Source organism: Mesorhizobium sp. M1E.F.Ca.ET.063.01.1.1 (assembly GCF_003998155.1).
In the GTDB taxonomy this organism is placed as follows: domain Bacteria; phylum Pseudomonadota; class Alphaproteobacteria; order Rhizobiales; family Rhizobiaceae; genus Mesorhizobium.
In genome coordinates, this window is the sequence record NZ_RZSC01000142.1 from 1 (window position 1) to 10640 (window position 10640).

Below are 10640 nucleotides of genomic sequence, written 5' to 3' on the forward strand. Positions count from 1 at the left end.
CGTCGACCGGGGGGCGCCTCCCGCCGGTCCCGACGTCGCCTTCACGGCGATCGACTGGACGCCGCATGCGGGCGACGCCGACGGCATGGTCGGCGCCGAGGTGATCCAGACCTTCGTCAAGCGGCTGCCCAACCAGCCCGGCGTCTACCGCATGATGAACGCCGCCGGCGACGTGCTCTATGTCGGTAAGGCGCGCAGCCTGAAGAAGCGCGTCACCAATTACGCGCAGGGGCGCTTCCACACCGCCCGCATCGGCCGCATGGTGCGCGAGACGGCGACGATGGAATTCGTCGTCACCCGCACCGAGATCGAGGCGCTGCTGCTCGAGGCGAACCTCATCAAGCGGCTGAGACCCCGCTTCAACGTGCTCATGCGGGACGACAAGTCGTTCCCCTACATCCTGCTCACCGGCGACCATGTCTCGCCCGGCATCTACAAGCATCGCGGCGCGCGCTCGCGCAAGGGCGACTATTTCGGCCCCTTCGCCTCCGCCGGCGCCGTCGGGCGCACCATCAATTCGCTGCAGCGCGCCTTCCTGCTCCGAAGCTGCACGGACTCCTTTTACGAGAACCGCACCCGGCCCTGCCTGCTCTACCAGATCAAGCGCTGCGCCGGTCCCTGCACCGGCGAGATCTCGCATCAGGGCTATGCCGAGCTGGTCGCCGAGGCGAAAGACTTTCTTTCGGGCCGCAGCCAGAAGGTGAAGACCGAGATTTCGGCCGCCATGCAGCAGGCGTCCGAGGCGCTCGATTTCGAGCGCGCCGCCATCTACCGTGATCGCCTGGCGGCGCTCTCGCATGTGCAGGCGCATCAGGGCATCAACCCGCAGACGGTCGAGGAGGCCGACGTCTTCGCCATCCACCAGGAAGGCGGCCAGACCTGCATCCAGGTGTTCTTCTTCCGCACCGGCCAGAACTGGGGCAACCGCGCCTATTTCCCCAAGGCCGATCCGGCGCTGGAGCCAGCCGAGGTGCTGGGCTCGTTCCTGGCGCAGTTCTATGACGACAAACTGCCAGCGCGGGCGCTGCTTCTCTCCCAGGCGGTGCAGGAGCAGGAGCTGCTTGCCGAGGCGCTGTCGACCCGCGCCGGGCGCAGGATAGCGATCTCGGTGCCGCAGCGCGGCGAGAAGAAGGATCTGACCGACCACGCATTGCAGAACGCGCGCGAGGCGCTCGGCCGCAGGCTGGCGGAAACCTCGACGCAGGCGCGGCTGCTGCAGGGCTTCGCCGAGACCTTCGGCCTGGAAAAGCCGCCGGTGCGCGTCGAGGTCTACGACAATTCGCACATCATGGGCACCAATGCGGTCGGCGCCATGGTCGTCGCCGGGCCGGAAGGTTTTGTGAAGAACCAGTACCGGAAATTCAACATCCGCTCGACCGAGATCACACCGGGCGACGATTTCGGCATGATGCGCGAGGTGATGGAGCGGCGTTTCTCGCGGCTGCTGAGGGAGCACGGCGACGCCAAATCTTCGGGCGTGGCGGGCGCGGAAGCCGAGGACGGTGCTGCCGAGGACCTCGTCGAGGGAAACGGCGGCTTCCCGGCCTGGCCCGACGTCATCCTGATCGACGGCGGCCAGGGCCAGATGACGGCGGTGCGCAAGATCCTGTCCGATCTCGGCATCGAGGATCGCGTCGCGGCAATAGGCATCGCCAAGGGCCAGGACCGCGACGCCGGGCGCGAACGCTTCTTCGTCAAGGGCAGGGAGAGCTTCATGCTGCCGGTGCGCGACCCCGTGCTCTATTTCGTCCAGCGCCTGCGCGACGAGGTGCACCGCTTCGCCATCGGCTCGCACCGCGCCCGCCGCAAGAAGGAGATGGTGAAAAGCCCGCTCGACGAGATCGCCGGCATCGGCCCCGGCCGCAAGCGCGCGCTGCTGCTCGCATTCGGCACCGCCAAGGCGGTCAGCCGCGCCGCGGTCGAGGACCTGGTCAAGGTCGACGGCATTTCAGAGCACGTGGCGAAGCTGGTCTACAACCATTTTCATGACAGTTGACCATTCTTGCGCCAATTTTCATCTGACCAATCGAATCTCGCCTGTTGACCCCCCACATCGGCTTCTGATTTGAGTACGGGAGGCGGAGAAGAGTTCCCGATCAGACAATGGCCCAGCGCGCTTTCAACCTGCCGAACATCCTCACCTACGCCCGCATCGTCGCGGTGCCGCTGGTGGTGCTGTGCTTTTTCCTCGAAGGCCATCTGAAGTCGTCGGACTTCGCCCGCTGGTCGGCGCTGGTCATTTTCCTGCTCGCCTCCATCACCGACTATTTCGATGGCTACTTCGCGCGCGCCTGGCAACAGACATCCAACATCGGCAAGATGCTGGACCCGATCGCCGACAAGCTCCTGGTCGCCACCTGCCTGCTGCTTTTGGCCGCCGACACCGACCGTCATGCCGGCATTGCCGGCTGGTCGCTCTGGGCGGCGATCATCATCCTGTGCCGCGAGATCCTGGTCTCGGGCCTGCGCGAATATCTGGCAGCGCTGAAGGTTTCGGTGCCGGTGACGCAGCTCGCCAAATGGAAGACCACCATCCAGATGGTCGCCATCGCTTTCCTGCTTGTCGGTCCGGCCGGCGACAAGATCTTCCCGCTGACCACCCAGATCGGGCTGGTCCTGCTGTGGATCGCGGCGCTCGTCACCCTCTACACCGGCTACGACTATTTCCGCGCCGGCCTGAAGCACATCATGGACGAGTGAGATGCGTCTTATCTATTTTGCCTGGGTACGCGAGCGGATCGGCAAGCCGGAAGAGGATGTCGAGCTGCCGGCCGGCATCGAGACGGTGGCCGACCTATTACGCTGGCTGAAGTCGCGCGGCGAGGAATACGAAAACGCGTTGCAATATCCGGACGTCATCCGCGTCGCCATCAACCAGGAACATGTCGGCCACCGCGAGAAAATCGCGGGCGCGCGCGAGATCGCGCTGTTCCCGCCGATGACCGGAGGCTGAGATGGCGGGCGCTGTCGTGCCGGCCATCCGCGTCCAGCGCGAGGACTTCGACGTCGCCGCCGAGATCGCCGCCCTGACCGGAGGCCGCGCGGATATCGGCGCCGTGGTGACGTTCTCAGGTCTCTGCCGGGATGAAGCGGGCACGCTGTCGGCCCTCGAGCTCGAGCATTATCCAGGCATGGCAGAGGCCGAGATCGGCCGCATCGCCGCCGAGGCCATTGAGCGCTGGCCGCTGCAGGGGCTCACCGTCATCCACCGCCACGGCAAGATCGCGCCTGGCGAGAATATCGTGCTGGTTGTGGCGGCCTCCGCGCACCGGCAGGCGGCCTTCGAGGCAGCGAATTTCCTGATGGATTATCTGAAATCGCGCGCGCCCTTCTGGAAGAAGGAGCATCGCGCAGACGGCTCCGAAGGCGGCTGGGTCGAGGCAAAGGAAGCCGACGACGAAGCTGCCGGCCGCTGGAAGACGCCAGGCGGATAAACTCTGGCCGCGGTCATTGATTGACCGCAATCCGTCCCGACCTTGCAAACCGGTTGATTTGCTTGGCGGAGCAATCTCATGCTGGACAGGATTGCGGAATTCTTCATCTTCGGCCTCGTGCCGCTGGTGGTCGGCGTGCTTGCCGTGCCGGGGCTGACCAGTGCCGCCGAAAAGACGATTGCCGGCGAGGCGACCTATCACGAGCGCATCGCGCTGCCGCCCGATGCGGTGCTTTCGGTCGAGCTCGTGGATGTTTCGCTGGCCGATGCGCCGGCGACGATCATCGGCCAGCGCAAGATCGTGCCGGCCGGCCAGGTGCCGATCAAATTCGAGATCAGCTTCGATCCCCAAGCGATCAAGCCGGGCAGAACCTATGCGCTGCAGGCCCGCATCACCGTCGACGACCGGCTGCTGTTTGTCACCGATACCCGCCACCAGGTCGATCCGCTGGATGGCAAGCCGCAGACCGTCGTGCTGAAAATGGCTGCGCCCGCCGCCGAACCGGACGCCGCGGCCTTGTACGGCCAGAGTTGGCTCGTCGAATATATCGACGGCATCGGCGCGATCGCCGAGCCGCGGGCGACGTTCCGCATCAGCGAGGCCGGCAAGGCCGGCGGCAAGGGCCCGTGCAATACCTACTTCGCCACCGCCACGGTGGCAGGGCACAGGATCGCCATCGGCGACATCGGCTCGACTCGCATGGCCTGCGCACAGGATGTCATGGTTGAGGAGAAGGCCCTGTTCGACGCGCTGACCAAGGCTGTTTCCTACCGGATCGACGCCGGCAAGCTCACAATCGCCGACAAGGACGGCCGCGACATCCTGCGCTTCAGCGCCGCGAGCTGAGGCCGCGCCGACCTTTTGAGACGTCGCGTCGGCCAATATCCCGCGATCTCCCGGAATAATCCGCACTGCGGACGCGTTACCTCTCATATGGCGGGCAGGCAAAACCGCCGGACCGAATGCGCGGATCGATCTGGCCACTCAAAGGAGACCAGAAATGAAAAAGCACGCGCTCATCCTTGCTGCCGCGGGTGTATCGCTGATTGCCTTCGCCGGCATTGCGAAGGCGGACGACCACCTGTTCAATGCCACACAGCATGGCCTCAGTCTTGACAGCCAGCCCTACCAGACCAACAAGGCCGGCCATAGCGGCGACCTCGCGCCTGGACAAGGCAGTCCGTTCACCGGCGAGGAGACCAAGACGCCGGCCACCGACACGGACGCGGCGAACGATCATGCGAATGTGAAAGAGCGCCAAGCGAAGTGACGTCAACGAAGTAACGTCACACTGCAGCGAAGGCTAAGCGGCGGTGCAGAACTTTCGATGCCGGCAGGAAAACGCCCCTGCCGGACATCCCCCCATTGTGGGCAGCTTGGCCGCCGAGGCGTCCTGCCGGGTTTGCAACGCTGCGGATTGACGAACGCCGCACCCGCTGTCGTTTGGATGGAGGTCACCATGAAACGCACATCAATACGAGCGGCGGTCGGGCTGACTGCTGCAATGCTGATAGCGGGAGGCGCAAGCGCCGCTCAGGCCGCATCGGTTGTCAATGTCTCGCTGTGGGACAAAGGCGCGACGACAACGATGGCGATCGGGCTCGCTTATGCGATGCCAAGCGTCGATACCGCCAAGGCGACCATGGGCATCAAGGTTTCGCCCCCAGAAGTGAAGGCCGGAAAAGTCACATTCAATGTGAAGAATGACTCCAAGGACAGGGTCCACGAAATGATCGTCATCCACCTTGCAAATCCCGGCCGGCAGCTTCCGTACATCAACGCCCAGAACCGCGTTGAAGAAGACAAGGCCGGCGACAAGGGCGAGGTGTCGGACCTCAAACCCGGCGCGTCAGGCACGTTGATGGTCAATCTCAAGGCTGGAAAGTATCTGCTGATCTGCAACCAGCCAGGTCACTATGCAGCGGGCATGTGGACCGAATTCACAGTTGATCCGTAGGCCCGGCTTTGATGGCGTCTGCCTGCCGGCGGAGCAGGTCGCCATCAACCAGCTAGCGCGCAACAGTTCCAGGCATCGAACAGTCGAATGCAGGGGAGCCTGGCTGGGTATAGGAAACGAGTCTGGGCCGCGCGGGCAGTCCTGCGATCTCCAGAAGCAGCTTTCGACGGATCACTGCTTCAAACATGGCGAGATCGTCAATTCCGATCACGAATGCGCCCGGCCCGCCGATGACGCAATTCTCGTAGTACGAGGAAAGATATCGCGGGGCAAAGGATTGATAGCTGCTGGAGCCTTCATGCGGCAGAGACACTGGCAGGCCGTTGATGGTGATCCCCAGGCCCGTCAGCATCTCCCGTATGGGCCGCACCGGCAGGCCGGCATTGTTTGGGCCATCGCCGGATATGTCGATTACCCTGCGCTCGCCTGCCGCCTGGCTGTGCGCCAACAGGCCGGCCGCCGCCAGCAGCCCACCGGAAATGGAGGTACCCGCTTCCGCGACGATCGGCTTTGCGGAGAGGGCATCAGCGAAACGCTTTGCATCCCCAGCACTGCTGATAGTCGTCCATGGCAGAACGACGCGTTGATACTTTGGCCCGGCCCATTCAAGGTAAGACACCGCGATCGCGCCGCGCGCCCCCGATCCTATGGCCCGTTCAAGGTCGGGGTGGCGGAATGCGCTGATATAGCCGTCGCGTTGAACCCGCTGCTCGGCGAGACTCATCGAGGAAGAGACGTCGACGGCAAGCACCAGTTCGAGGTCGACGTCGGGTTTTCGGAGCCCGCCGGCCGCTATTGGCGAGCAGGGGCTGCTGACAAGGAGCGACAAGACCAAGAGACATCCTGTCGGCCTCGATCTCTTGGGCGGGGCGAGTCTGTTCTTCCAGCCTAACATTGCTGCCATCCGTCGCGGCGCGGCGCCATACGGTTCGGCAATCGGATAAGGAAATCTGCGCTGGCAGACGGATGCGCGCTTCACCCGAACGGGTGAGGGCGTCAATCAGGGTTTTGAAGGCACTCGCAAGCGCGACAGCAGTGCCGCGAGCTCGGCCTGGCGATGCGTTCCCGTTTTGTCGAGGATTGCCCTCAGCTGGGTTCGGGCGGTTTCGTGGCCGATCGCCAATCGCTCGCTCGCCGCCTCGATCCCGCAGCCGGTGGCGAGGCTGGAAGCCAGTCGCGCTTCGGCCGGGGTCAGTTGGAAAGCATGCCGGAGCAACCACGCCGGCGGCGCCCGTTCGCTGACAGGATCGGTGAAGCAAAGCAGAAAGTCGCCGCCATTGAACAGATCGTGCACGAATGACGTCATCGGCACGATCTCGGCCAGTAGCCAGAACGACCCGTCACGGGTGATGACGGCCGGCTCGCTCTGGAACGCTTTGTCCCGCGCACTGGAAACGGCCGCACCAATCATGCGCTGCAGGCTGGAATCGCTCTCTCGGTCGGCTGCATGGATGCGGCCATGGCGGATCATGAGACCGGAACCGAACAGGGCATCTGCATGTACATTGGAACGCGTCACGCCGCCGCGGCAGTCGAGCAGCGCCGCAGCGCAATTGAACTGGTCGAGCACGGCCAATGCCGGGTCGAGCGAAACATCCCAGATCTTCTCGGCCAGACTGATGATGCGGATCAGGTCCGGTGCCACGCGCAGAAAATGGTCGGCCTCGGATGTGTCAAAGGGGTCGCTCCTTGTGGCATCGCGGTACATCGACAGGACCCATTTGCGTCGCCTGACCGGGAAGACAACGGCGGCCCACAACTCGCGATGCCCCGGACGGGCTATCTCCTGATAATAGGGCAGGAGCTTTCTTTCCTCCGGCGTGGAGATTTCGTCTTCGACAGTGAAGTAGGGCGCCGGTTTCGGCAGCCGCGGCTCCCTTTCCGGATGCGGGTCGGGCGCGTCTCGGGCATTCTCGACCCAGAGCTCCGTGAATTCAGCGTGCTCCAGTGAGTCCGGCGTCGGTCTGGTTCGCTTGCGTTGATCGCTGCGGAACGGATGCGTGTTATCGTGGGTGCGGATAGCGCAACTCGTCACGCCCAGGGAATCGGCCAGGTTTTGCAAGGCCCGCGGCCACCGCCCGAATTCGAAGGCGGCGTCGTAGCAATCCTCGATCGCGGACGCGATTCCCCGGTTGGCAGCCATTTGACTGACCTTCGTAATGGACGGGCTACCGCACATCCATATTAGCACAGGCACACGGGTGCGAAAAATCACAAGCAAACAAGGCGATGCAGCGGCGCGGCCGTAGTCAAAGTACGATGTCTCGGGAGTGAGTGGTAAATCACGGCCTTCGTCGTTCCATTGCAAATTCATGGCATCGCCGTTTCGACGCGCCTGCCAACTTTCTCCAGCCGATTGACCGGGATGGCGGAAGGACCTAGTTTGCCGGTGCAAAAATGGGGATGGGGTTCCCCCGAAACCGCCCGAGCGTTTCGTATCTGGGCCGATGACTCCTGCCAGGCGTGCTTTCGCGCGGCAGGATTTGTTTTTCCGCTCGCAACATGCCTGTTTTCATGAGGTGATTCCTTAAGTGGAATCACATTTGGAAAGGCATTTGAAGCGATGACCCTTGCGGCTTGCGCCCTGGTCCTGGTCGGTGGTTTCTTCGGCGGCATATCCCGCTTCTTTCTGTCGGGCCTTGTCGGCCGCAGCGTCGGCGAGACCTTTCCCTGGGGCACCCTGGTGGTCAACGTCTCCGGCGCGCTCGCCATCGGCGCCTTCGCCGGCGCGGCGCGGATGATCGGCGGCGTCTTTTCCGCCGAATTCGTGCGCGACCTGATCGTGGTCGGCCTCTTCGGCGGCTACACCACGGTCTCGTCCTTCTGCCTGCAGACGCTGAACCTGGCGCTCGATGGCGAGCGGCGGCTCGCCGTCTTCAACATCGTCGCTTCGTCGGCGCTTTGCGTGCTTGCGGTCGCCCTGGGCTTCCGGGCTGTCGTCTGGATAGCGGGGTAGGGCGTCATGTCCGGAAACGACAGGCAGACGGAGTTTCGCCTCTATCTCTCGGTCGGCTGCGGCGCGGCGATCGGCTCGCTGGTGCGCTTTCTCTCAGGCTACGTCATCGTCTCGCTGCTGGGCTTGAGCGCGCTTTATGCCACTGCCTTCGTCAACGTGGTCGGCTCCCTTGTGATCATGTTCTTCGCTACGCTGACCCGGCCGGACGGGCGCCTGATGGTCGGCCCGGCCGGCCGCCAGTTCGTCACCGGCGGTTTCTGCGGCGGCCTCACCACCCTTTCGTCGGTGAGCCTCGACACCTTCATCCTGCTTTTCGAGGGCGACCTCGGCCTCGCCACGACCTATCTTGTCAGTGTGGTGGTGCTGTCGCTTGCCTCGGCCTGGCTCGGCTATCTCATGGCAGCCAGGCTCAACCGCTTGCCGATCACCAGGTGACCAGGGAGGAGAACATGGAACTTCCCAGCCAATGCGTGCTGCTCAGGATATTCTTCGGCGAGGACGACAGGGCAGCCGACGGCATGCCGTTGCACGAGGCGATCGTCATCAAGGCGCGAGAGACCGGCATGGCGGGCGCGACCGTGCTCAGGGGACCGCTCGGCTTCGGCCGCTCGAGCGTGCTCCACACCGCCAAGATTCTGCGGCTGTCGCAGGATCTGCCAATCGTCGTCGAGATCGTCGACGCGCCGGAGAAGATCGATGCGCTGATCCCTGAGATCAAGGCGCTGACCATGAGCTGCCTGATCACCAAGGAGAAGGTCGAGGTCATCCGCTACGGTGAAGGGAATTGAGCTCGGCCGACCGATCAGCCATGGCGAAGACGGCGGCCGATCGCGTCTTCGTCGAAAATACCGGCGGAAAAGAGCTTCATGGCTTCGATCGCCAACTCGGAGGCCTCGGGGCTGCCGCGGGCGATGCCCCGCTCCTCGCAGACCTGGTCATAGATACGCTTCAACAGGACGAGATCGTCCGGATAGGCAACGCCACTTTTGGAAACATGGGGTTTGATCATGCTTCCCTCCCTTCTCGCGGGCGGAAGCGCGATGGTCGCTCACAGCCGACGACGCCCTTGTCACTTGTCGCCGGTTGAAGCGAATTAGGGCACCCGGCCGGCCTGCCCACCCCAGTGCAACAAAAAAGGCGGCCCGGGGCCGCCTTCATTGCAAGCCGAAACTGCCGGCTCAGCCGACGATCTCGGTGTCGGAGAACCAGTAGCGGATCTCCTGCGCGGCGGTTTCCGGCGCGTCCGAGCCGTGCACCGAATTCTCGCCGATCGACAGCGCGTGGACCTTGCGGATGGTGCCCTCGGCGGCATTGGCCGGGTTGGTGGCGCCCATCACTTCGCGGTTCTTGGCGATGGCGTTCTCGCCCTCGAGCACCTGCACGACGGTCGGGCCCGACGACATGAACTCGACGAGCTCGCCGAAGAAAGGACGCTCCTTGTGGACGGCGTAGAAGCCTTCGGCCTCGCGGCGGCTCATCCACACGCGGCGCGATGCGATGACGCGCAGGCCTGCGTCTTCCAGCATCTTGGTGATGGCGCCGGTCAGATTGCGCTTGGTCGCATCCGGCTTGATCATGGAGAAGGTGCGTTCGATCGCCATTGGGTCGTCCTTGTTCTGGGAATGGAAATTGGAGTGGCGGGCTCTATACAAGCCGCCCGGCGGCTTGCCAAGGGGAGGCGGCTTCTGGTCAAGGCCGGCTCTTTGCGGGATAATTAGACGGCTGCGAGCGCGCTTCGCGTGCAGGTCGGGGCGTCGCGGCAGCGGAGCCGGAAGCGATGAACTGGCCTTACCTAAGACGCGGCGATGTCGCCGGCATCCTGTTGATGGCCGTGGTTCTCGCCGGGATCGTCTTGGTCCTGCTGTTCTTTCCACAGCGCGGGCAGCAGAATTTCGGCTTCGGCCCGGAATGGCAATGCGCGCGCATGGAAAAGGGTGACCCGATCTGCGTCAGGCTGGTCCAGAAGGATGAAGCGAAGTGACGGCAGCGGCAAATCTCCCCCCTTGAGGGGGAGATGGCCGCGAAGCGGCCAGAGGGGGTCGTCTCGCGTGGAGCGCCGGCCTCTTCTTTCGCCGCCTCATGGCGTCGCGGCAGTTGAGGCGACCCCCTCTGTCGCCTTCGGCGACATCTCCCCCTCGAGGGGGGAGATCGCCAGCGTCAAGCCGCGGCCGCAACCTGCCGGCCGATCCCGCCATGCAGGTCGAGACAGCGCTCGAACCACTGGGCCACGCTATCGCTCTCGTCGAGCAGCCGGTAGGGCGAGGCGATGCGCGCCCATTGCAGCGCCCCGAAC

General features: G+C 64.0%; 15 protein-coding genes, 1 pseudogene and 1 riboswitch. Of the genes and pseudogenes, 11 read left to right on the forward strand and 5 right to left on the reverse strand.

Features of this window, described 5'->3' with window-relative positions; translation table 11 throughout:
• The first annotated feature begins 49 nt into the window (after window positions 1-49).
• The 7 genes from uvrC to EOA29_RS13125 all read left to right on the forward strand — a co-directional run bounded on the left by uvrC (window position 50) and on the right by EOA29_RS13125 (window position 5391).
• Window positions 50-1996 carry an excinuclease ABC subunit UvrC gene (gene uvrC, locus EOA29_RS13095; RefSeq protein WP_245468465.1) on the forward strand — a complete coding sequence of 649 codons (1947 nt, stop codon included), beginning with the start codon at window positions 50-52 and terminating at the stop codon, window positions 1994-1996.
• A 107-nt stretch (window positions 1997-2103) separates the two neighbouring features.
• Window positions 2104-2700: a CDP-diacylglycerol--glycerol-3-phosphate 3-phosphatidyltransferase gene (gene pgsA, locus EOA29_RS13100; protein WP_126095484.1), complete on the forward strand. Its 597-nt coding sequence runs from the start codon at window positions 2104-2106 to the stop codon at window positions 2698-2700.
• A gap of 1 nt (window position 2701) precedes the next feature.
• Window positions 2702-2953, forward strand: coding sequence for a molybdopterin converting factor subunit 1 (moaD, locus tag EOA29_RS13105; protein ID WP_126095483.1), 252 nt, complete (start codon window positions 2702-2704; stop codon window positions 2951-2953).
• A 1-nt stretch (window position 2954) separates the two neighbouring features.
• Window positions 2955-3434, forward strand: a complete 480-nt coding sequence (locus EOA29_RS13110; protein ID WP_126095482.1) for a molybdenum cofactor biosynthesis protein MoaE — start codon at window positions 2955-2957, stop codon at window positions 3432-3434.
• 78 nt (window positions 3435-3512) lie between these two features.
• Window positions 3513-4280, forward strand: coding sequence for a YbaY family lipoprotein (locus EOA29_RS13115; protein ID WP_126095481.1), 768 nt, complete (start codon window positions 3513-3515; stop codon window positions 4278-4280).
• Window positions 4281-4434: 154 nt separating this feature from the next.
• Window positions 4435-4704, forward strand: coding sequence for a hypothetical protein (locus tag EOA29_RS13120; protein ID WP_126095480.1), 270 nt, complete (start codon window positions 4435-4437; stop codon window positions 4702-4704).
• 177 nt (window positions 4705-4881) lie between these two features.
• The gene (locus EOA29_RS13125) at window positions 4882-5391 is read left to right on the forward strand and encodes a sulfocyanin-like copper-binding protein (RefSeq protein ID WP_245464768.1); all 510 of its coding nucleotides are present in this window, start codon (window positions 4882-4884) and stop codon (window positions 5389-5391) included.
• Window positions 5392-5443: 52 nt separating this feature from the next.
• Here EOA29_RS13125 and EOA29_RS13130 read toward each other — a convergent pair whose 3' ends face one another.
• Window positions 5444-6226, reverse strand: a complete 783-nt coding sequence (locus EOA29_RS13130) for a DUF1194 domain-containing protein (RefSeq protein ID WP_210213140.1) — start codon at window positions 6224-6226, stop codon at window positions 5444-5446.
• Window positions 6227-6391: 165 nt separating this feature from the next.
• Entirely contained in the window at window positions 6392-7705 is a 1314-nt protein-coding gene (locus EOA29_RS13135; RefSeq protein WP_127220983.1) for a response regulator transcription factor, read from the reverse strand.
• Between the two features lie 76 nt (window positions 7706-7781).
• Window positions 7782-7855: riboswitch (Fluoride riboswitch) on the forward strand.
• A gap of 99 nt (window positions 7856-7954) precedes the next feature.
• Between EOA29_RS13135 and crcB (EOA29_RS13140) the strand changes: the two genes are divergently transcribed.
• From crcB (EOA29_RS13140) to EOA29_RS13150, 3 genes are read left to right on the forward strand one after another with little or no spacing between them, the layout of a single operon-like run.
• Window positions 7955-8347 (forward strand): fluoride efflux transporter CrcB, encoded by a 393-nt coding sequence (crcB, locus tag EOA29_RS13140; RefSeq protein ID WP_127220984.1) that lies wholly within the window; start codon window positions 7955-7957, stop codon window positions 8345-8347.
• A gap of 6 nt (window positions 8348-8353) precedes the next feature.
• A complete protein-coding gene (gene crcB / locus EOA29_RS13145) occupies window positions 8354-8782 on the forward strand; it encodes a fluoride efflux transporter CrcB (protein WP_127220985.1) in 429 nt (142 codons plus the stop codon).
• A gap of 14 nt (window positions 8783-8796) precedes the next feature.
• On the forward strand, window positions 8797-9135 hold the full coding sequence (locus tag EOA29_RS13150; RefSeq protein ID WP_126095475.1) for a DUF190 domain-containing protein: 339 nt from the start codon (window positions 8797-8799) through the stop codon (window positions 9133-9135).
• Between the two features lie 14 nt (window positions 9136-9149).
• On the opposite strand, the gene EOA29_RS13155 is transcribed toward EOA29_RS13150, so the two are convergent.
• Together EOA29_RS13155 and ndk are read right to left on the reverse strand one after the other, a co-directional pair.
• A complete protein-coding gene (locus EOA29_RS13155; protein ID WP_126095474.1) occupies window positions 9150-9356 on the reverse strand; it encodes a hypothetical protein in 207 nt (68 codons plus the stop codon).
• Window positions 9357-9525: 169 nt separating this feature from the next.
• Window positions 9526-9948 (reverse strand): nucleoside-diphosphate kinase, encoded by a 423-nt coding sequence (gene ndk / locus EOA29_RS13160; RefSeq protein WP_040972162.1) that lies wholly within the window; start codon window positions 9946-9948, stop codon window positions 9526-9528.
• A gap of 176 nt (window positions 9949-10124) precedes the next feature.
• Between ndk and EOA29_RS13165 the strand changes: the two genes are divergently transcribed.
• On the forward strand, window positions 10125-10328 hold the full coding sequence (locus tag EOA29_RS13165) for a hypothetical protein (protein ID WP_126095473.1): 204 nt from the start codon (window positions 10125-10127) through the stop codon (window positions 10326-10328).
• Window positions 10329-10504: 176 nt separating this feature from the next.
• On the opposite strand, the pseudogene EOA29_RS13170 reads toward EOA29_RS13165, so the two are convergent.
• Window positions 10505-10640: pseudogene (locus EOA29_RS13170) on the reverse strand (glutathione S-transferase family protein); the annotation flags it as partial.